This window comes from Rhodopirellula islandica (assembly GCF_001027925.1).
Classification (GTDB): domain Bacteria; phylum Planctomycetota; class Planctomycetia; order Pirellulales; family Pirellulaceae; genus Rhodopirellula; species Rhodopirellula islandica.
Genome location: NZ_LECT01000030.1, coordinates 49,345 through 69,405 on the forward strand (window position 1 = coordinate 49,345; position 20,061 = coordinate 69,405).

At 57.7% G+C, this 20,061-nt stretch carries 18 protein-coding genes; 8 read left to right on the forward strand and 10 right to left on the reverse strand.

All coding sequences use genetic code 11. The features are described from left to right. Positions 1-127: 127 nt before the first annotated feature. Genes argB through argF form a run of 3 tightly spaced genes read left to right on the forward strand, consistent with a single transcriptional unit; the run spans position 128 to position 3,461 of the window. Positions 128-991 (forward strand): acetylglutamate kinase, encoded by an 864-nt coding sequence (gene argB / locus RISK_RS15945; protein WP_047815319.1) that lies wholly within the window; start codon positions 128-130, stop codon positions 989-991. Then, positions 988-2,523, forward strand: coding sequence for an aminotransferase class III-fold pyridoxal phosphate-dependent enzyme (locus RISK_RS15950; protein ID WP_047815320.1), 1,536 nt, complete (start codon positions 988-990; stop codon positions 2,521-2,523). The genes argB and RISK_RS15950 overlap by 4 nt, the downstream gene beginning before the upstream one ends. Further along, a complete protein-coding gene (gene argF / locus RISK_RS15955) occupies positions 2,523-3,461 on the forward strand; it encodes an ornithine carbamoyltransferase (RefSeq protein WP_047815321.1) in 939 nt (312 codons plus the stop codon). Before RISK_RS15950 ends, argF begins: the two co-directional genes overlap by 1 nt. 54 nt (positions 3,462-3,515) lie before the next feature. Here argF and RISK_RS15960 read toward each other — a convergent pair whose 3' ends face one another. After that, complete coding sequence (locus RISK_RS15960) at positions 3,516-4,028, reverse strand: hypothetical protein (RefSeq protein ID WP_236696363.1); 513 nt, start codon at positions 4,026-4,028, stop codon at positions 3,516-3,518. 292 nt (positions 4,029-4,320) lie between these two features. Between RISK_RS15960 and RISK_RS15965 the strand changes: the two genes are divergently transcribed. Next, complete coding sequence (locus RISK_RS15965) at positions 4,321-5,448, forward strand: glycosyltransferase (protein ID WP_047815323.1); 1,128 nt, start codon at positions 4,321-4,323, stop codon at positions 5,446-5,448. A gap of 689 nt (positions 5,449-6,137) precedes the next feature. Here the strand turns inward: RISK_RS15965 and RISK_RS15970 are convergent. Further along, the gene (locus tag RISK_RS15970; RefSeq protein ID WP_047815324.1) at positions 6,138-8,603 is read right to left on the reverse strand and encodes a TolC family protein; all 2,466 of its coding nucleotides are present in this window, start codon (positions 8,601-8,603) and stop codon (positions 6,138-6,140) included. Positions 8,604-9,181: 578 nt separating this feature from the next. Here RISK_RS15970 and RISK_RS15975 point away from each other — a divergent pair. Both RISK_RS15975 and RISK_RS15980 read left to right on the forward strand, forming a co-directional pair. After that, complete coding sequence (locus RISK_RS15975; RefSeq protein ID WP_047815325.1) at positions 9,182-10,447, forward strand: CehA/McbA family metallohydrolase domain-containing protein; 1,266 nt, start codon at positions 9,182-9,184, stop codon at positions 10,445-10,447. 95 nt (positions 10,448-10,542) lie between these two features. Next, positions 10,543-10,905, forward strand: coding sequence for a hypothetical protein (locus RISK_RS15980; RefSeq protein WP_236696364.1), 363 nt, complete (start codon positions 10,543-10,545; stop codon positions 10,903-10,905). 145 nt (positions 10,906-11,050) lie between these two features. Here the strand turns inward: RISK_RS15980 and RISK_RS15985 are convergent, their stop codons facing one another. The 7 genes from RISK_RS15985 to RISK_RS16010 form a co-directional block, all read right to left on the reverse strand. Beyond that, the gene (locus RISK_RS15985) at positions 11,051-11,467 is read right to left on the reverse strand and encodes a GNAT family acetyltransferase (RefSeq protein WP_047815371.1); all 417 of its coding nucleotides are present in this window, start codon (positions 11,465-11,467) and stop codon (positions 11,051-11,053) included. Between the two features lie 35 nt (positions 11,468-11,502). After that, complete coding sequence (locus RISK_RS33605) at positions 11,503-11,661, reverse strand: type II toxin-antitoxin system RelE/ParE family toxin (protein WP_102017610.1); 159 nt, start codon at positions 11,659-11,661, stop codon at positions 11,503-11,505. Between the two features lie 31 nt (positions 11,662-11,692). Then, positions 11,693-11,878, reverse strand: a complete 186-nt coding sequence (locus RISK_RS32650; RefSeq protein WP_173442687.1) for a hypothetical protein — start codon at positions 11,876-11,878, stop codon at positions 11,693-11,695. Beyond that, positions 11,793-12,077: an addiction module protein gene (locus RISK_RS33610; RefSeq protein WP_083435004.1), complete on the reverse strand. Its 285-nt coding sequence runs from the start codon at positions 12,075-12,077 to the stop codon at positions 11,793-11,795. Before RISK_RS33610 ends, RISK_RS32650 begins: the two co-directional genes overlap by 86 nt. Positions 12,078-12,131: 54 nt before the next feature. Next, a complete protein-coding gene (locus RISK_RS16000) occupies positions 12,132-12,740 on the reverse strand; it encodes a LutC/YkgG family protein (protein WP_047815329.1) in 609 nt (202 codons plus the stop codon). Beyond that, a complete protein-coding gene (locus tag RISK_RS16005; protein WP_047815330.1) occupies positions 12,737-14,158 on the reverse strand; it encodes a lactate utilization protein B in 1,422 nt (473 codons plus the stop codon). The genes RISK_RS16000 and RISK_RS16005 overlap by 4 nt, the downstream gene beginning before the upstream one ends. A 61-nt stretch (positions 14,159-14,219) precedes the next feature. Next, entirely contained in the window at positions 14,220-15,014 is a 795-nt protein-coding gene (locus RISK_RS16010; RefSeq protein WP_047815331.1) for a (Fe-S)-binding protein, read from the reverse strand. A 191-nt stretch (positions 15,015-15,205) separates the two neighbouring features. Between RISK_RS16010 and RISK_RS16015 the strand changes: the two genes are divergently transcribed. After that, positions 15,206-16,219, forward strand: coding sequence for a 4Fe-4S dicluster domain-containing protein (locus tag RISK_RS16015; protein WP_047815332.1), 1,014 nt, complete (start codon positions 15,206-15,208; stop codon positions 16,217-16,219). Between the two features lie 126 nt (positions 16,220-16,345). Here RISK_RS16015 and RISK_RS16020 read toward each other — a convergent pair whose 3' ends face one another. Next, positions 16,346-17,770: a class II fumarate hydratase gene (locus RISK_RS16020; RefSeq protein ID WP_047815333.1), complete on the reverse strand. Its 1,425-nt coding sequence runs from the start codon at positions 17,768-17,770 to the stop codon at positions 16,346-16,348. A 276-nt stretch (positions 17,771-18,046) separates the two neighbouring features. Between RISK_RS16020 and RISK_RS16025 the strand changes: the two genes are divergently transcribed. Next, positions 18,047-19,912, forward strand: a complete 1,866-nt coding sequence (locus RISK_RS16025; protein ID WP_047815372.1) for a GntP family permease — start codon at positions 18,047-18,049, stop codon at positions 19,910-19,912. The last annotated feature ends 149 nt before the right edge of the window (positions 19,913-20,061 follow it).

Here is a 20,061-nt window from a genome sequence, read left to right on the forward strand (position 1 = left end):
AATTCTCGACGAAATTCGCCCACGCCGGCCAGCATTCGCTTGCCGGCATCTTTTTTTCGTCGATCTTTCTCATCATTCAGTTCTGATGTCATCTGATTCTCACGGCCACCTGGGACCCCCGCCGCTCATGGACCAAGCGATTGCGAAAGCCGACACTCTCATCGAAGCCATGGGGTGGATCCGTCGTTTTCGTGGCAAAACGATGGTCATCAAACTCGGTGGCAGTCTGCTAGAGGACCAAGAAGCACTCCATCATTTATTACTGGATGTGATCTTCATGGAAACCGTCGGACTGCGTCCGGTGGTGGTGCATGGTGGTGGCAAGGCAATCACAGCGGCAATGGCCAAAGCGGGGATCCAAGCCCAATTCATTCGCGGCCGTCGCGTCACCGACGAGGAATCGCTGAAGGTCGTCGAGCAAGTTCTCGCGGGAGAATTGAACGTCGAACTGACCGAGATGATGGAACATCTGGGTGGCCGCGCAGTCAACTTGTCGCCACGCACCACGTGCGTTTTGAAAGGCAAAAAACTGATCGATCCCGAGGGTGATGACCTGGGATACGTTGGGGAAGTGACTGAGGTCGACCGCGACGTGATCGAAAGCCTGGCTTACACCGATCAAGTCGCCGTGATCCCCTCGTTGTGCGAGGATGAGCAGGGCCAAATGTACAACGTCAACGCTGACACCGCCGCGATGGCTGTCGCTCAATCACTCGGTGCGGACAAACTGGTTTTCCTTTCCGACGTCAACGGTGTTCGTCGCGACCCCGAAGATCCCTCCACCATCATCCCCGCGTTGTCCGCCGATGAGGCTCGCCAGTTGATCACCGATGGCGTGATCAAATCCGGCATGATCCCAAAGGTCGAGGCCTGCTTGGAAACCTTGGGACGCGGCGTGCAAAAGGTTCACATCATTGACGGTCGCTTGCGCCATTCCTTGTTGCTAGAAATCTTCACCACGGACGGCGTGGGCACGGAGATTCACCAGTGAAGGCAACTGGCAGCGACGATTGCCCGCTTGGCGAAGGCTGGATCAATGCGATCGCGGGCCGCCTCTCACCCACCGGTGGAAACTCGTGTCGTGACGCGCTGCATCAATTCGCGGACCAACCGGAATGGCGCGGCGATGTTGCGTTGCGAACCAAGATCGCAGAGCAACTTCGAACGCTGACCCAACACGATGCCTCCACGATCGCGGACTGCATCAGCGCATCGACGAAAGACCAGGCCCTGGAGCATGCTCTCGCAACGGGGCGCCGTCACCATCAGTCGCTGCAAGCCTCCGACACCAATTCTGGTGACGTCGCCTTGCCACCCAAGTGCCTGTGCTTGGTCGGCAGCGATCATGGACGCAGCATCGTGGCCAGAATGGCAAGTGGCAAATCATCCCTGCGAGGTAGCGAGTGGCCCTTGTTGCCCGGATTCGTTCACGCTTCCACCGATCGCTTCGTTGACCGCATCGATTCGTCCACAGCCGTGGCCTTGGTGTCCCCGTGGGATTTCAACGGTGTCGGACAACCCTTGACTGCGGAATGGTGGGCGCAGTGCCGACAACGATGCGACGAGACCGGCACCTGCTTGATCATCGACCATGGCAACCTCCCCGCAGTCGGAAACGGACACCTCTTCGCACATGAGATGGTCGCAGGAATCTCGGCTGACGCTGTGATCCTTTCAGCCGGACTGACATTTGATCTGCCCGGTGGGTTGCTGGTGCTTGGCCAATCTCTCGCATCGCATGCACAGGGTTTGGTTCCCTCCAATGATCTGGTCGGACATTTGATCTCCTCCACCCTCGCGACGCTCATTCAAACCGACGCACTCACGACAGACACGGACGCTTTCGCAATCGCATTGGCAGAACGAATTGCGACCCGTGGTTGTGTTCGCGATCTGCACGTCAGTGGTCACACCGTGGTCCTGGAACTGGACGTTGACACGCAAGCTTGGCTCGAAAAAGCCAACGCGAAGAAACTGCACGCATCGATCTGCAGCGAACACTCCGTGCTGTTCCAGCCTCCTTTGTTGATGACAAACGAAGAACACACCAACCTGATCGACCGAATCGATGCCGTGCTGGCGGGGTTGGAACAAAATCAGCAACCGCCCCCCTCCTCCGATCAAGTGATTCCGGAGGAAGACGCTGGCCCGGAGGCAATGCCAAGCGACTCCCTTGCCGGTGCAGTCGCGACGGGGGCACTGGCAGACAGTGCACTCACAGATCCTGTGATCACCGACGAAACCCGGGAAGCAGCCCTCCCAAACGAAACAAAAGCGGATTCAGACAACGCGAACGAGGCGTTTGAAGAGGATGAATCCGAGGAAATGGTCGAGGAAGATCCTGTCGAGGAGGACGAAGAAGACGAGGACGAATTCGACGAGGAGTACGACGAAGAAGAACAGGTAGAGGAAGAGGAAGTCGACCAAGAAGAAGACGACGAACCAACCGAACAAGATGAAACTGAACTGGAAAGCAACGAACTGGACGAGTTCGAATCCAACGAGGAAACGGAGAAACATTGATGCGACACTTGCTCACCCTCTTTGATCTGACCCCGCAAGAGTTGCGTCAGATTTTAGCAACCGCTCAAACCCTCAAAGCCAAATTGAAGCAGGGCGAACGGCCCGCGATCTTGGAACGCTACACACTGGCGTTGCTGTTTGAAAAACCAAGTTTGCGGACCCGCGTCAGCTTTGAGACGGGCATGAATCACCTTGGGGGCAGCAGTCTGTTCCTAGGCGATGACGTCGGCTGGGGCAAACGCGAATCGCCATCCGACTTCACTCGAGTGCTCGGTCAATTCGTTGACGCAGTCGCGTGTCGCGCGAAGTCTCATGAACGTGTCGAGCAACTGGCGAAATACAACGCCGTTCCGGTCATCAACAGCCTCACTGATCTCTGCCATCCCTGCCAAGCGATTGCGGATGTGTTGACGCTGCAGGAAAGCTTCGGTGATGTCAAAGATCGCCACATGGTGTTTGTCGGTGACGGCAACAACGTCTCCCGTTCATTGGCCCTCGCCTGTGCGATGCTGGACATTCAGTTCACGCTTGCCCGCCCAGACGGCTACGAACTCGACCAACCTTGGCTCGATCGCATCACGGCCAAATACCCGCACGCGAAACTGAACCAGATCACGGACCCAATCGCTGCGGTCCAAAACGCCGACGCGATCTACACCGACGTTTGGACCAGCATGGGACAGGAGGCGGAGTCGATTGAACGACGTGCCGCCTTCAAAGAATTCCAAGTCAACGAGGCGTTGCTCGAAGCGGCTCCGAAAACCGCCCGCGTGCTGCATTGCTTGCCCGCCGTGCGAGGCGAGGAGATCACCGACGCGGTGATGGATGGTCCGCAGAGCGACGTGATCGAACAGGCGGGCAATCGGATGCACGCCCAAAAGGCGTTGATGATTCAACTTCTGCGTCCCGAGTGGATCGCAGAAAACATTCGCGTTTGATGCCGAACCCACTCGCTCAACACGAGCGAGCGTGGTCCATCCAACGTCAACGAATCAGCGCTGTGCGAATTGCAATTCGGCCGACACGAAGGGGTTGGTTTGAACCTTCCCGGGAGTGAAGTCGGCCGAATTCGAAACCAACGTGGTGGCGGACTCGGAATCGGTTTCCACGTCGCTCGACTTGCTGCTTTTCACTTTGGACTTCGTGACCAAGTGCGAGGTCGACTCACCGGCCTTGCAGACATAAGGATTCGAAACCGGTCCGACGTAGCCGCGACGTTGATTCATGGGTGCCACTTGGCTGCGATAGTCCGCTCCGGGACTCACAACGGGTGGCGACGCAAAGGGGCTGACACCGTAGGGACGGTAGTGACGCGTGCCGTAGTAAACCGGTGGGTTGGTCGCGAAATACGGCGGGTTTGGGATGCTGGATCGATACGTCGATCCGTAGGGCTGATAAAAACCGTATGGTTGGAACCCAAATGCATAGGGCGACTGAGCGGACGCTTCTTCGCAGCCTGCAACAACCGCCAAACCCAAGAAAAGGCGTTGGATCGATCGCTTCAAGCGACTCGAACCCCGCGAAAAGGCAGATTTCTGAGACAACATAGCTGGCCCGCTTTCTCTCATAGAATGAGGTGTGATTGGATCATTTGGCAAACTTCGATCGTGAACACCCCCGTGTCCATTCCACCGTAGTCACCCGTCCAATCGTTGCAATCCAAACAACCACCCCGAAGCCAAATAATTTCGCAAATCGAACATAGAATTTCCCCGCACGCTGCCATTCCGTTCCACTGCGTGATAAACGTTCACCTGAGTTCGCTGTTCACGATTCCCCATTCCGCCCATCCGGTCCATGAAAATGAAACTTGCCTGCGTCATCCACTCGCTCGACGGCGGCGGAGCCGAACGAGTGATGGCGGGCTTGGCATCGCGACTGGCAGGTCGCTCGCACTCTGTCACGCTGATCACCCTGGACGATGGAAGCCACGACCGACACAAAGTCGACTCACGAGTCTCGCGTCAGTCCATTCACGTCTTGTCGACGCCCGAATCCCCTGTCTCTCTCTGGGCGCGGACCCGCCGTCTGCGAGCAACGATCGCCGCTGGCAACTTTGACGTGGTGCTCTCCTTCTGCGACGCCACCAATTGGCTGACGCTGCTGGCGACCCGCGGGCTCGGCGTCCCCGTCGTGGTCAGCGAACGCAGCGACCCCAAGCATCAATCGCTCGGCCGAACGCGCGAGTTCTTGCGGCGGCAGTTGTACCCCAAGGCTTACCAAGTCGTGTGCTTGAGCGAAGACGTGGCAACCACGCTGCAGTCGAGCACACGCTGCCACACGCTTGTGATCCCATCCGCCGTGGAGGCTCCCACCAACGCCCCCACCACCATGCGTCCAACCAGCCCGAACGAGGAAAGTGATCCCGACGGGAAGACACAACAGATCGTTGCGGTCGGACGTCTGGAACACGAAAAAGGATTTGACCGATTGATTCGCTGCCTCGCGGCATTGCCAGGCGATGCACCGGAATGGCAACTCACGATTCACGGCGAGGGCAGCCAGCGAGGTTCTCTGAAATCACTGGCTCGGGAACTCAACGTGGATTCGCAAGTCGAGTTCCCTGGTTGGACGCGGCCGATCTGGCCGGCTTATTCCAACGCCGACTGGTTCGTTTTGCCCAGCCGATACGAAGGGTTCCCGTCTGCGTTGTTGGAAGCCATGGCTTGCTCCACCGCTGTGCTCGCAGTCGACGCTGCAGGAGCGGTCCGAGACGTGATCGATCATGGCCGCAACGGTTGGCTGGTCGAAAACAATGACACCGCTTTACGCGACGGACTCCAGCACTGCTTGGCTTCTTCCGAACTGCGAACGCATCTGGCTCTGCATGCGGGGGAAGTGGTGGACCGCTTTGGGTGGAAGGCGATGGTGGACGCTTACGAGACCTGCCTGCAAGAAGCCTGCGAGGGGCGTCCTCGCCCCTGACCCGCTGAGCAGGTTGGCAGGAATGATCGGGCATAATCATGTAAGCCGTTTGGGCGTTGGGCTGGGCTGCGAAATGTTTGATGTTGGCGTTCGGATAGCGAATGCAATTCTTCTTCCGGCTCGCTGTCCTTCTTCATCCCGGTAGGGATGTCAGATGGTAGCCGGGGGTTGCTGCGTAGCAGCGTACCCCCGGAAACCGTGCGTCCCCAAAAACACTCTCCATCCCGCCGTGGCCATCGGCCACGGCGGGATGGAGAGTGGCGGCGTGGGCTACAGGTCCGTCGGTGGCGCGATCGCTTGCCGACGGCTACCATCTGAAATCCCTACCGGGATGAAAACTTGCGCAAACGAATGCGTTCCATCACACCACATATTTCGCAGCCCAGCGTTCGCCCCGGTTTTGCGTGGGAACCGTGGCGAACGCCAAACGGCTCACATACCCGATGACACCTGCGTACCTGCTTCGCTCTCGTCTGATGGATTCCAAGCCGGTCGGACTGACTTGAAAACGACGAAAAGCCCGACGGGCCTGCAAGCAGACCGGTCGAGCTAGTCGTGGGGGTGGGTCGTGGATCCAACGCGCGTGTGTCGGACGACAACCACCCAAGCCTCCGCCCCTACGAAGGTGATGAGAACCGATCTGGCCCGGTCAGTGACTCGGGTTCAGACCTGGTTCGTGTTCAGGTGTTTCAGCGAGGGATGGGTTTCCGTCGCACAGGTTGTGGTGAGTACTCGGCAGGTTCCGCGACCGATGTGGTCACGGGTGCCGTGTAGGCCGCGGGTTGGACTCGGCGAGCCGTTCCCCACGACGCACCATCGCTGGACGATGCGGCGGGCGACCGAAGTGGCTGAGCCGATTCGATCGAAGGAGCCGGTGTCGGAACGGTCACGGGAGCCGACAGCCGATCAATGGGCTGAGGAGCCTGCAACATTTCATGAGTGCTGGTGCCGTACTCGCTGAGTGGTTGATCTTCAATTCGCATTGGGTCGCGAACAATTCCCATGTCCATTGGCAACGAATCGCCGTTGGCATCGCCGAAGAAGACTTGGCCGTCAGCCGCGTTCATCTCGAACTCACCCGGTGGCAACATTTGCCCGTGGGTGCTGGTTCCACTGCCAACGATTTGCGAAACGGAATCCGCATCCCGAACAGGCCCTTGGCGAACCACGCCTGGACGAGTCACACCGTACTGCAATTTCTTGCCAGCACTTCGTTCACGAGCTCGTTCGAGTGCGTCCCAGTAGGCTTTCTTGTTCCATGGTCCTTCTCGCAGGGTGATGCCGCTGTTGGCGAGCAAGGTTCCCTTCAAGTAGTCCACGTAGCTCAGCGACTTGCTGTATTCGGCCAATGCACGGTAGTAGCTGATCTCGGCTTGAGCCTTGCGTTGCTGACTTTGCAGGACCACGTTGATGTCTCGTGTGCCAGCTTCGTATTCCGCCAATCGAGTTTCCACTTCGGTTTCAAACGCTTGCCATTGCTGGGCGTTGGTGTGAGTCAGTTGGTAATGCGAGCGAGCCTTGCGAACGGCACCCGACAACTTGCTGACAAGCAATCGTTCGTCCTCTTGCAACTTGGATCGTTCGCGAACAATGCGGAGCTTTGCGTTCTGGATGCGTGCCAATTCACGACGTGCACCAAAGGCGGGCGGAGTCACTTCGAGGCGTACCGCACCTTCTTGGAAATCACCACCGGTCAGGCTGCCGAGTGCGGAACTGCCTGGTTCAGGAAATTCACCGGTGCCGCCATTGGGAGGACCGAGCGTGTCACCGACACCGACCCAGCGGTACAGCAACGACAGGTTGACCTCGGGAAGGATCTGGTTCTTGGCCGAGATCACTTCCAGTTCTTGTTGCTTGATCCGAGTCTTGGTCTGACGAAGCTCAGGCGACAAGTACAACATCTGAGCAACTGACTCGAACCAATCGAATTCAACTCGAGCGAGCGTTGGTTCGTCGATCGGACGAATCAAAAGCCCATCCGTTGCAGCCAATCCCATCAGCTCCCGCAATCGGTTTTCGGCACCATAGACACCAGCACCATCCGGCCCGGGCAAATTCGATCCAGCCAGTGCCGTTTCGAGCTGAGCTTGGAACTGGAAGTACTGTCCTTTGGCTTGCGAAAATTCTTGCAATGTTCCCGTGCCGTTTTCCAACGCGAGTTGTGCAAACTGCTGAGTCGCCATCGCACTGTTGCGAGCGACCACGGCCGTGGCCACATTGCGATAGGAAACGTACAGGTCCCAGTAAGCGTTCTCAACGTCACGGACCAAGTTGCGAACTTGAATTTCATATTCGGCGATCGACACGTCTTCGTTCAGGCTGGCCAAGACAACCGGGATTCGGTTGACCAAGGTGCCGCGGTTCCGCATCAAAGGTTGTTGAACTTGTGCTTCCATCGTCACGGTGTAATCACTTGGAACCACTCGCGATGCGGAGTTCAGAGCCAACGGTGCCGTGGGCAAGTTACTGTAACCGTAAACCAATTGGTGACGCAGCGTGGCGACCCCACCGGTTGCGAAGCGTTTGCTGATCGCGGCTTGAGCGGTCACATCATCGGATTGAAACAACGACGTTGAAACAGCACTGTTGCCCGAGTTTCGTGGACGGTCGGTGTTGCTGTAGCTCAGGAAACCGCTGGCTTGAGCATCGAATTCGGCCAAGGCATCTTCGACACCGCCGACTTGGTTGGCTCGCAACACACCACGAGGCAGCGTGCGGTTGCCATTGCTATCCACCGTCAAAGGAACCGACTGAGTGGTCGTTTGCTGGATGGCGACATCATAGATGCTGCCAAACTGATCTGCGGTTCCGCTGATGAACTGATCGGACACGTTTTGACGGGTTTCTGCGATCCCGCTGGTGGTGACGTAGAACTTCGCATTTTGCAACGCGATGTTGGTCGCTTCTTCCAGCGTCAGATCCCAGAACTGGTAGTCGTGATTGCCAATCGCAAGCGGTGGCAACGACTCCGTCGCTTCGGGCAGACTCTCCACGTCCACATCCGGATATTCAATCTGGGTGGCTGAGTTGAGATAGTAGTTCAGGTCCGGAGACTCGTTCAAGAAGAACGGCTGAGTTGGTGCGCACCCACTGGCGATCAGGAGTGTGATTCCCAATTGCAGTTGTGCAGTCAAACGGATCAGTGAGCGATTCATGCCCTGGACTTCCCTGGCGCGGTGCCGCCGCAGAACATGCCCCACGAGTGCCGCGAGTGCGGCATGGCATGTCCCCGAACGGGCCGAGTGTGGAAAGCCCCCCTATGAAAAGTCCCGCCCAACAACGTTCCACCGAATGGAACGAGACCTTCATCCGAAAGTAGTTATCGGATGGCGGTCGGGTAAACTTTGACGGCAATCGGAAAAAACGTGAAGTTTCTCTCCCTTTGTCTGCGCAGCTCGTTTTCGAGCCAAATCGGCACCGTTTCAGCGTCTCTCATCATGAAGATTGGATTGAGAAAGAATGCGTCCTGCCGCAATGTCCAGTACAAAGGGCACTCAGCATGAAACGTTTTTGTGAAACGCGACCAAAGTCGAGCGCCCCCCTGTTCCGTCAAGCAGCGCTCCGCTCCATGCCATCGGCCACGACGAACCAGCGTTCACCGCGATCACTTCACATTTTCCAAAGACAATGAGCACCTCACGTGAACAGTTGGGGCAACTGTTCTTCTCGGTGACTGGTTCTACTTTGTGACTGACACTCGATCTCCCGCCAACTCTCTCGCCTGAATTCCACCATGAAACTCTCCCAGCGTTTGCATCCTCGCCTGCTTCCTGTTTTCCTCCTGTCGCTCTGTTTCACGTCGCTCTGTTGCTCACAACCGTGCCGCGCTGAGGAACCTGCACTGAAATGGTGGAAGGGCAATATCCACGCGCACTCGCTCTGGAGTGACGGCGATCAATTCCCAGAGATGATCGGGGACTGGTACCAATCCGAGGGCTACAACTTCCTGGCCCTGACCGACCACAACGTGCTCAGTGAAGGCTCGCGATGGATGGACTATTCGAAAATCCTGCAGCGCAGCGACGCCGGAATCCTAGATCGCTACCGAGCCCGATTCGGCGACGCGTGGGTCGAAACTCGCGGCACAGAGGATCAAGCGGACTACCAAGTGCGGCTCAAACCGCTCGATGAGTTCCGCTATCTGCTCGAACAACACCACCAATTCATCCTGATTCCCGCGGAAGAAATCAGCGACCGCGGCGATGGCAAACCGGTTCACATCAACGCGACAAACTTGGCCGAAGCCCTCGAACCCGCCGGCGGCGACACGGTTCGCCAAGTGATCGAAAACAACCTGCGAGCGATTCTGGAACACGAAAAGGCTCACGGACGCGAAGTCCTGCCGCACGTGAACCATCCCAACTTTCACTACGCCGTGACCGCCGAGGACCTCGCATCAGTCGTCTCCGAACGGTTCTTCGAAGTCTACAACGGGCACCCCGGTGTCAATCATCTCGGCGACGACGATCACCCCAGCATCGAACGCATGTGGGACATCATCAACGCCCTGCGTCAAACTTCGCTGAACGTCCCACCGATGATGGGCATCGCAACCGATGACAGTCACGAATACCATGGCAAGCCCGGATCGCGCCCCGGCCGCGGATGGGTGATGGTCCGCAGCCAATACCTGACGCCTGAGCACCTGATCCGCGCGATGAAACGCGGCGACTTCTACGCATCCAGCGGGGTCAGCCTGGACGACATGAACTACGACCCCGAGTCACAAACCCTGTCACTGAAAATCCAATCGGATCCCGACACGACGTATCAAACCAAGTTCATCGCCACCCTGGCCAAGGAAGACGGCCTGATCGACGAGCACCGAATCGGCGTGACCGTCGGAGCTTCCGACAGCCTTCAGCCTCAGTACACCCTGACCGGAAAAGAACTGTATGTCCGCGCGGTCGTGACCAGCAGCCAACCTCCCCGAGACCCGTCCTTCCAGGACCAAAAACAGCAGGCTTGGACCCAGCCTGTCGGTTGGGAATCCCCCTGATTCGCTGTTTTCCAGCGGCTTGATCCTGCGAGATCCCGGGACCGTGCGTGAACTCTATGTTGATCGCCGGTCAGAGGCAGATTATCGTAGATCGCATGAGCAAGAACAAAAACCTAAACATCTCCCGGGGTCTCGAAGGCTGGACCGTTCGGATCGTCCGCCAAGGCGAGCAACATTCCAAGTACTTTCGGTTCTCCGATGGCGGGATCCGAAAGTCGCTGGCCAAGGCCCAGAAATGGCGTGACGCCAAGATCAAAGAGCTCGGCGAGCGACAGTGGCGCAAGGGACCTCGCAAAAAACCCACCAACAACACCTCGGGTGTGACCGGCGTCAGCAGAAACTTTTACGGCCGCTGGGTGGCGACTTGGCAGGAAGAGGGGGTCCAACGTTTCTTGACGTTCAAAACCAAGCGGGAAGCCGTCGCACACCGAAAAGCAATGATCGAAGACATGGGCTAGCCGTACGACGGACTTCCGAGTCCGTCGGTGCCAAGAACGATGGATTTCGTAAGGCCATCGCTCTGCGTCCCGACCCAAGCGTTCCGGCAATCCTTTGCACGTCCGCCACACGATGCCTGCGACATGGACTTCGCCGTCGAATCGATCACTCCCCCGTCAGCTTGCCCATGCTAATTCGTTCTTCCACTTGAAATCCGAGTGATCGATAGAATGCAACAACCTCGCTGTTGTCGGCGATCACTTGCAGGTTCACCTTCGGGCAACCACGACGGGCCAGTTCCGATTCAGCATGCCGGATCAATCGAGTCCCCACGCCACGTCGCCGGAAGGCAGGCGACACCGCGACGGAATACAGCCATCCGCGATGCCCGTCGTATCCGGCCATCACCGTGCCCGCCACATTCTCTTCGTCCGTTGCCACGAAGAACAATCCATCGTCCGCAGCCATTTTGCGATCGATCGACGTGCCAGGATCATTATGCCCAGTGGAGCGAGGAAATACCGTCAACCAAAGATCCACAACCGCATCACGATCTTCGGCGACGAACTTGCTTATCAACATGAATCCTCGCCAATCAAGAAACCAATTTTCAGCGATCAATCCGATCGCCGGGTTGCCCAGTAGTTTGGGTCTTGCGAACCGTGTGCGACAGCGACGACAACAACATCCTCGCCATCAACACGGTAGATCACACGAAACGGAAATCGACGCAACAGATAAAAACGATGCCGAGCATCGCATTTCGGAAAGCGCATCGCGTCGGTCGAAATCAACGCGATTGCGTGATCAAACTCTTTTGAATTCCTCGGCGACACCGATGCTCTTCTTTGAATACCAACTCAAGGATTCGGAATAGTCGCGTTCGGCATCCTTTAAAACGATCACATTAACCATCGAGGCCTGCCTGGCGACGAGCACGCTCGCGGACTTCTCCCCAAGGCGCACCGGACGTTTCTCCGGAATCATAAGCATCGCTTCGTCGATTCGCCTCAGCAATCCACTGCGAATCCGGTGGAACCCAGTCAGCTGGTGAGATGCCGTCCCAAAGCGCTTCAATCAACCTTGCTCTCTCTTCGGAAGGAAGAGCCTTCGCAGCCGTCAGAATTTCATTCATCGTGGTCATTTTGCTGTCGCTCAACTGATTCGAGACAAGGGAAAACAAAGACCGCATTCACTCGACGTGGCTTTCCCATTCTATCAGCCGTCTTCAATCTCTGTTGAAGAATCAAGGCAGCAGAAAAACCTGGAGCTTGCGGCATCCGTGGGCGCCCAGAACCAACGACTGCTCGATATCGGCCGTCTTGCTGGGGCCGGACACAAAGACACCAAAACCAGGGTCGGGAGTGCCGATTCGGGCGTACGCTTCGTGCATGTTGTTCAGCAAATCCGATCGCGAAATCACGATCGCTAAGTACTGGGCGATGAAGATCATGACACGGTGAGGCAGCGTCTTGCCGTCGATCCAAATCGCTCCGTTCTCGGCCACACCAAACTCGCCGCGAACGATCGTCCAGTCCAACGTTGACAAGGCATGCGGGTCGTCGATGGTCGCTAAATCCACGGTCGGCGTGACCGCGTCGGGAACCGTTGACGCGATCCGGCGAGCGGACTGGAAGACTTCGATGGTTTGCAATTTCTCGCGAATTTCGCTGGGCGTGTTGACCAGATGGGCTTCGCCGCCCACCGATGCCAACGTGTCTTGAAACTGCTGCAAACGATCCTCAAACTGAATCACGCGAGCGGGATCGATCGTGGGCAACTCCGGCGCATCGACGATGCAACCTTTCAATCGATCCAAAATGATCTGCCGACTGTTGGATTGTGCTTCGCTCATGATCGCTCCTCCTTCGAAGCCGTTGCCGCCCCCGATGGCCGGTTCTTCGCATACCACTCGTGGAACGATTCTTTGGGAGGTTCAGGAAGGTCTCGGTCTTTGGCCCACGTGTTGAAACGATTGTGCGTTAGCGATTTCGGCAGCACCTTCAGACTGACTCGCCCGAAGTACCCCGCCGCAGCAAACAGCGTTGGGTTGCGGAACAAGAACGAAGCCGCTTTCATCGCCATGCGTTTGTTCCAGGCAACCAAGCGTTTTCCCACCAAGACCTTTCGCCACGCCAGCAACTGGTGATGCAGTGGAATCTTGACGGGGCAAACGTCGGTGCATGATCCGCACAAGCTGCAGGCAAAGGGCAAACTTTTGTGAGCCTTGGCATTTTTCGCGGGGCCCAGCACGCTACCGATCGGACCGGGAACGGTGGCCCGATAGCTGTGCCCGCCACTGCGGCGATACACCGGGCAAGTGTTCATGCAAGCGCCGCAGCGGATGCAGTTCAAAGACTCACGAAAGGTTTTGCTGTCGCGAATTTTCGAGCGACCGTTGTCGACCAACACGATGTGCAGTTCGCTGTTCTCGTCGCGGGGCCCGTGAAAGTGCGACGTGTAGCTGGTGATCGGCTGGCCGGTTGCACTGCGAGCAAGCAACCGAGTGAACACCGACAGGTCCTGGAACCGTGGCACCAACTTTTCGATGCCCATGCAAGCGATGTGAATTCGCGGCAAGGAAACGCCCAGGTCGGCGTTGCCTTCATTGGTGCAAACGACCAAACCGCCGGTGTCCGCGATCGCGAAATTGACGCCGGTGATTCCGACTTCACCGCTCAAAAACTTGCCCCGCAAGTGCCCCCGTGCGGCTTCGGTCAACACCTGTGGGTCCGACTCGCCAGCGCGTGTGCCGAGATGCTGATGAAAGGTGTCGCCGACTTCTTCTTTTTTGATGTGAATCGCCGGCAGCACAATGTGACTGGGAGTTTCGCCACGCAATTGCACGATGCGTTCGCCCAAATCCGTGTCGACGACCTCGATGCCGTTGTCGATCAAGTATTCGTTCAGACCGCACTCCTCGGTCAACATCGATTTGCTCTTCACGATCCGAAGTGTGTCGTTGCGGCGAAGCAATTCCAACACAATGCGGTTGTGCTCTTCCGCGTCAGCCGCCCAGTGCACCACCGCTCCCAATCGAGTTGCATTGGCCTCGAACTGTTGCAGGTACTCGGGCAACTTTGCGATCGTATGATTCTTGATCGTCGACGCTTGCTCGCGGAGGTACTCCCACTCGGGAATCGATTGCGCTTGCTTGTCACGTTTGCTGCGAACGAACCACAACGAATCATCATGCCAATGCGACCGAGGTTCATTGGTCACAAACTCACGAGCGGCACTCGGGTGATCGACGATGGGAAGAGTAGAGGTCAAGAGAAGTCACTTCGCTTTGGAATTCATTCAAACAAACAAGAACGCCGAAACCGTCAAACGGTCAGGGATTCGTCAACGCTGAGGAAGCTCGGTCGGCGTCGGGGGAACCTTCCTGCATCGCCTCCACCAACACCTCGGCAATGTGTTTGACCGACATCGGCATGTTGCGCCGGCGGATCAACCCACCCATGTGCATCAGACAGCTCATGTCACCGGCAATCATCACTTCACTGCCGGACGAGATGTGATCCGTCACGCGATCGATTCCCATCGCCACACTGGTCTCTCGTTCAGCAACCGCAAACGTCCCTCCAAAACCACAGCATTCGTCCACGCGGGTGAGTGACTTCAGCTCGATTCCATCCAGCGATTCCAGTAACAGCCGCATTTTGTCTTCCCGCGGCGTCATGTTTTCACTGCACGCGCCCAGCCGCAATTCTCGCAGGCCGTGGCAACTGGAGTGAATGCTCGCCGGCCGTGGATACCGTCCGGGAATCGATCGGACTCCCAGGCGATCCACAATGAACTCGCACAGCTCATACGTGTTTTCACGCAAATGCTGGAATTCGGTGTCATCGGGACCAAAGTAATCGGCGTAATGGTTCCGAATCATCGACGCACAGCTGCCGGAGGGGCACACCACAGCGTCATACCCAGCAAACCGCTCCACCCACTGCTTGGCCACCGGAGCCGTTTCGGCATCGCATCCAGTGTTCGCCATTGGTTGCCCGCAACAGGTTTGCCCGGCGGGATACTCCACTTGGACCCCCAAGCGTTCCAGCAACGTCAATGTCGCGATCGCGACATCGGGAAAGAACTGGTCGATGTAGCAGGGAATGAACAGAGCAACAGACATGCGAGGCTGGGCAAAAAGGCAGAAAAGAGGAAAATCGCGTGCGTGAGCAAACAGATTGCGCTAACGCAGAGAGTATAGACTAACGGTCCAGGGCCGGAGAGAACGCCCTCCGCGGAAATGGTTCCGGTTGATTTGTCGCGTCTCAAGAGTCAGGATGAAGTCGCGCCCCATTCGCCTCCTTCGGATGAAACATGATCTCCGCCGTCAAACCCACCACGTGCACGCTGGTTGTTTCCAAGGGACAATCTCGCAATCCGGCCAAACGAGGGCTGGAATCGGCGATCGCACAGGCCGCGGGCCAGCTCGACGGCGTCGAGGTCATCATGGTGCCTCACTTGTACGATTTGCCCAAGGGTGGTGAATCCCTGGAACTGCTGCAAAAGATCGAGGGCGACCTGATCGTCTGCAGCTGGATCTTCTCGCGAGCCGCTCACTGGGTCCTGGACCGCAACGGGATCGGCGGGGCCACCGGCGAAGTCGAACTGGGGGCAGACGAAGACGACGAGGAAGAATTGTCGCTCCCAGACTCGGAATCCTCCGATTCAGCCGGCGACGAGCCAGAAGCCGTCGACCGGGTGACCGACCTGTACCCTCGCCCCGACCGAACCATTCACTGCCTGGACCTGAAGGTCTCCGAGTCCGTGGACGATTTCATCGGCGAAATCAAACGCATCCTGAACATCGCCGCCGAGCCCGATCAATCGCTGCCGATTGTCGGCGGAAAGATTGTCGAAGTCGATGAAACGACCAGCCGACGTTGGTACCCGGTCATCGATTTCAGTCGCTGCACGAACTGCATGGAGTGCATCGACTTCTGCTTGTTCGGCGTCTACGGCGTGGATGGAGTCGAAAACATCTTGGTGGAGCAACCTGACAACTGCCGCAAAGGTTGCCCTGCCTGCAGTCGCGTGTGTCCCGAAAACGCGATCATTTTCCCACAGCACAAAGCCCCCGCGATCGCTGGTGCCGAGACCGAAGGCGACGAAGGTTTCAAGATCGACCTGTCGCAGTTGTTTGGTGCTCCCACCGACAAGGGCGACCCGATCGCCACCGCCGCCCGAGAACGCGATGAACAGTTGCTGCTCACCGGACGTGAGGCAGTTGGAATCGATGACAACCTGAAAAAGCGACAAGCTGCCTTGAGTGAGAAGCCCAAGGACAACCTGGATCGCTTGATCGATTCGCTGGACGAACTGGATCTGTAGGCCGCAGCGGCGCCCCGCCCAAAGCAGGTGATGCACCGCACTTCGAAACTGCACGACGTCTGCAAATGGGCGTGGCAGCGAGCCCGCCTCTCTTGCTTGGTCGAAAATATCCGATGAAAACCGGAGCTACGCTTGCGGTTCCGTCATCTTCCAAGGATCCAAGGCCTCGGTCAGAACGTCGTCGGCCAAGATTCCTTTTTCTTGGCACAGCTCGCGAATCGTTTGGCCAGACTTGAACGCTTCCTTGGCTAGCGCCGCGGCTTGTTCGTAGCCGATCAACGGGTTCAAGCTCGTGCACATCGAAAGGCTCTGCTCCACCGCGGCTTCGCAGGCTTCCTCGTTGGGTTCCATGCCATCCAAGCAGAAATCGATGAAGGCGGTCACGCCACCGGCCAACAACTCAATGGATTCCAAGATGGTGTGAGCCATCACGGGCATCATGATGTTGAGCTGGAAGTTGCCGCCGCATCCGCCGCTGACCGTCATGCAGGTGTCGTTGCCGATCACACGCGCGGCGACCTGCATCAACGACTCGCACATCACCGGGTTGACCTTGCCGGGCATGATTGAACTCCCTGGTTGGCGAGTCGGCAATTTGACTTCATAGAAACCACAACGAGGGCCACTGCCCAACCAGCGAATGTTGTTCGCCAACCCGAGCATGGTTTGAGCGATGCATTTCAGCCCGCCGTGCGAATCGACCAACCCATCGCGATTGGCATTGCCTTCGAAGTGGTTGACCGCTTCGATGAACGCGATCCCGGTTTGCTCGGACAAACTGGCTGCGACGCGGGCACCAAACTCAGGGTGCGTGTTGATCCCGCTGCCAACCGCCGTGCCACCAACCGGCAATTCCAAGACCGCGTCTCGGGCCGCTTCAGCGCGGGCGATCGACAATTCGACCTGTCTCGCAAAACCGCCAAACTCTTGCCCCAACCGCAACGGCGTTGCGTCCATCAGGTGAGTGCGTCCAATCTTGATGATCTTGTCCCAGGCCTGGGCTTTTTCCGTCAGCGACTCGTGCATGCGTCGTAACGCGGGCAGCAACCGATTTTCAATTTCATAGCCCGCGGCAACGTGAATCGCAGTCGGGAAAGTGTCGTTGGTCGATTGCCCCATGTTGATGTGATCATTGGGGTGAATCGACTTTGCCTCGGCCATCCGGTCGCCACCATCGATTTCGATCGCTCGATTGGACAGCACTTCATTGACATTCATGTTGCTGCTGGTGCCGCTGCCCGTTTGGAACACGTCCACGGGGAACTGGTCAGCAAGCTGCCCAGCAGCGACTTCTTTGGCCGCCGACAACATCGATTCGACTTGTCCATCGCTGAGCGGGTTCTTGCCAGAACCGGTCAGTTTTCCGAGATCACGGTTCGCGATCCCACACGCCAATTTGACGCGTCCCATCGCGGCGATCATCGACGGGGGGAGCTGCCATCCGCTGACGGGAAAGTTCTCGACCGCACGTTGAGTCTGGGCACCGTAGTAAGCGTTTTGCGGCACGCGGACTTCGCCCATCGAGTCGCGTTCGGTTCGAAAATCGGTCATGGCGTGGTTGGATCAACTGAGAGTGAAACGGGTCATCAAAAGCAAAAAACCGTCGGGACAACCATCCTAGCAATCCACCCAAACGGCGCGAACGACGCCCGAAACCCAAACTCAGCGATGGTTTCTGCTACGATCTGACGCTCGGTCGAAACGTAGGGAATGAATCGCACCACACAGCGACCGAAACTGGGTGGCAAACTGCCTTCCCTGAAACTTTGGTCCTTCAAATCGACATTGGATACGAACCGGATGATGCCTTGGGATAATGGGTCGGCGATGAAACGCTTGGCCGCTTGTTTAGGTCTGTTCTCACTCGCGATTTTTGCTGGCGATGCTTTTGCCGCGGATGCCGCCTTGGACGCGGGCCAGCAAGCGACGGAATCGATCTCGATGACGCCCATTTGGATGGTTTTGGCCGGCATCGTCAGCGTGCTGGCGATGATCATCGGGTTGAAACTCAATGCCTTCCTGGCGTTGATCATCTCGGCACTGTTCGTCAGCCTGTTGGTGGGCTTTCAAACCGATGCCGACGCGGGCACTCGGATGAATGCCGTGGTGTCCGCCTTCGGAAGTTCCGCAGGCGGGGTGGGCATCGTCATCGCGATGGCCGCGATCATCGGCAAATGCATGCTGGACAGCGGGTCCGCGGACCGAATCGTTCGCACCGCGGTCGGAATCACCGGAGAAAAAAAAGCCTCCCTGGGCCTGATGATCAGCGGTTTCATCCTGGCCGTGCCGGTGTTCTTTGACACCGTCTTTTACCTCCTCGTTCCGCTCGCTCGCAGCCTTCACAAACGAACTCAATCCCATTACCTGCGGTACTTGATGGCAATCGCCACGGGCGGGGCGATCACGCACACCTTGGTACCGCCGACCCCCGGCCCCTTGCTGGTCTCCGCGATCTTGGGCGTGGACATTGGAATGATGATGGCAGTCGGGGCCGCGGTCGCGATTCCCTCCGCAATCCTGGGCCTCCTTTTCTCGGTCATCGTCGATAAAAAGATGCCGGTGCCGATGCGTCCGCTGGGCGCCAACGAAGACAAACACGAACCCTTGGCCGAAGCACAACTGCCGTCGCTGTGGTCGTCCATGCTGCCGGTGGTTCTGCCTGTCGCTTTGATCGGTGCCGGGACCCTGGCGACGACCTTGGCCGACAAAGAAGATCGCGCGGCCATCGCCGCGGCCGACATTGAAAGCTTTGAACTGCTGAGCGAAAAATTTGTGAACGCCAGCGAAATGTCACCCGCCGGACGATTGGTCGGCAGCTCCAAACTGACCGACGAACAACGTCAAACGCTCAAGACACCGCCCACCAGCCCCGAACAAGAATCCCTGTTTTTGGCTGCCATGAACGAGGCGTTGCTCGACCCCGATTTCTACGACGCGGATGCGTTTGACGACGTCGAGATCCCCGAGGTCAGCAGCAAACTCATGGCCGCCGATCAACTTCGCATGAAGCCGGTCGATCGCCGCCGCATGAACCGTGCCCTGTTGGACTCGGCCTACCCTGAACTGCTGGCCCCGCATCGCTGGGACACTTCGATGCGAAAGACCGCCAATTCACTGGGGCTGTGGAGCAACCCCAACTTTGCGTTGTTGCTGGCCGCTTTGTCAGCCATCCTGACCTTCAAGATTGTCCGCCAATTGTCCTGGCGAGAAGTCGGCGTGGACGTGGAAGAATCGTTGATGAGCGGCGGCGTCATTATCCTGATCACCGCCGCCGGCGGTGCTTTTGGAGCGATGCTCAGTGCGACCAACATCGCGGACACGATCCAACAGTTCTTCGAAGGCCGTGAAGCCGCGGGACTCGCAATTCTCTTGCTGGCCTGGTCGATTTCCGCGGTCTTGAAAGTGGCCCAAGGCAGCAGCACCGTCGCCATGATCATCGGCGCCGGAATGATGGCTGCCATCCTTGGTGAACAACAGCCTCCGTTCCACTTGGTTTACGTTGCGACCGCCGTGGGCAGCGGATCACTGATGGGCAGCTGGATGAACGACAGCGGTTTCTGGGTGTTCACCAAAATGGGTGGCCTGACCGAAGGTGAATCGCTGCGAAGCTGGACGCCGCTGCTGGCCACACTCTCGATCGGTGGCTTGGTCACCACGATCATCCTCAGCCAAGTCATCCCAATGGCTGGCTGAGGTGCGATGGCCAGCTGGATGTATGATGGCCTTCCCAGGCCGTCGAAGCAGGTCTAGGTGAGCCGTTTAGGCGTCAGCCTGGGCTGCAAAATGTTTGGGCTTGTGGCGGCCATGCGTTTGCACAAGTTTCCATCCCGCTAGGGATATCA

Excerpts from the sequence above, each read along its gene's own strand:
- argF (WP_047815321.1), top strand. The coding sequence starts at position 2,523 with ATGCGACACTTGCTCACCCTCTTTGATCTGACCCCGCAAGAGTTGCGT.
- RISK_RS15965 (WP_047815323.1), top strand. The coding sequence starts at position 4,321 with ATGAAAATGAAACTTGCCTGCGTCATCCACTCGCTCGACGGCGGCGGA.
- RISK_RS16010 (WP_047815331.1), bottom strand. The coding sequence starts at position 15,014 with ATGTCTGTTGCTCTGTTCATTCCCTGCTACATCGACCAGTTCTTTCCC.
- RISK_RS15980 (WP_236696364.1), top strand. The coding sequence starts at position 10,543 with ATGAGCAAGAACAAAAACCTAAACATCTCCCGGGGTCTCGAAGGCTGG.
- RISK_RS15975 (WP_047815325.1), top strand. The coding sequence starts at position 9,182 with ATGAAACTCTCCCAGCGTTTGCATCCTCGCCTGCTTCCTGTTTTCCTC.
- RISK_RS16000 (WP_047815329.1), bottom strand. The coding sequence starts at position 12,740 with ATGAGCGAAGCACAATCCAACAGTCGGCAGATCATTTTGGATCGATTG.
- argB (WP_047815319.1), top strand. The coding sequence starts at position 128 with ATGGACCAAGCGATTGCGAAAGCCGACACTCTCATCGAAGCCATGGGG.
- RISK_RS16025 (WP_047815372.1), top strand. The coding sequence starts at position 18,047 with ATGAAACGCTTGGCCGCTTGTTTAGGTCTGTTCTCACTCGCGATTTTT.
- RISK_RS16020 (WP_047815333.1), bottom strand. The coding sequence starts at position 17,770 with ATGACCGATTTTCGAACCGAACGCGACTCGATGGGCGAAGTCCGCGTG.
- RISK_RS15985 (WP_047815371.1), bottom strand. The coding sequence starts at position 11,467 with ATGTTGATAAGCAAGTTCGTCGCCGAAGATCGTGATGCGGTTGTGGAT.
- RISK_RS16015 (WP_047815332.1), top strand. The coding sequence starts at position 15,206 with ATGATCTCCGCCGTCAAACCCACCACGTGCACGCTGGTTGTTTCCAAG.
- RISK_RS15970 (WP_047815324.1), bottom strand. The coding sequence starts at position 8,603 with ATGAATCGCTCACTGATCCGTTTGACTGCACAACTGCAATTGGGAATC.
- RISK_RS32650 (WP_173442687.1), bottom strand. The coding sequence starts at position 11,878 with ATGCTTATGATTCCGGAGAAACGTCCGGTGCGCCTTGGGGAGAAGTCC.
- RISK_RS33610 (WP_083435004.1), bottom strand. The coding sequence starts at position 12,077 with ATGCGGTCTTTGTTTTCCCTTGTCTCGAATCAGTTGAGCGACAGCAAA.
- RISK_RS33605 (WP_102017610.1), bottom strand. The coding sequence starts at position 11,661 with ATGCGCTTTCCGAAATGCGATGCTCGGCATCGTTTTTATCTGTTGCGT.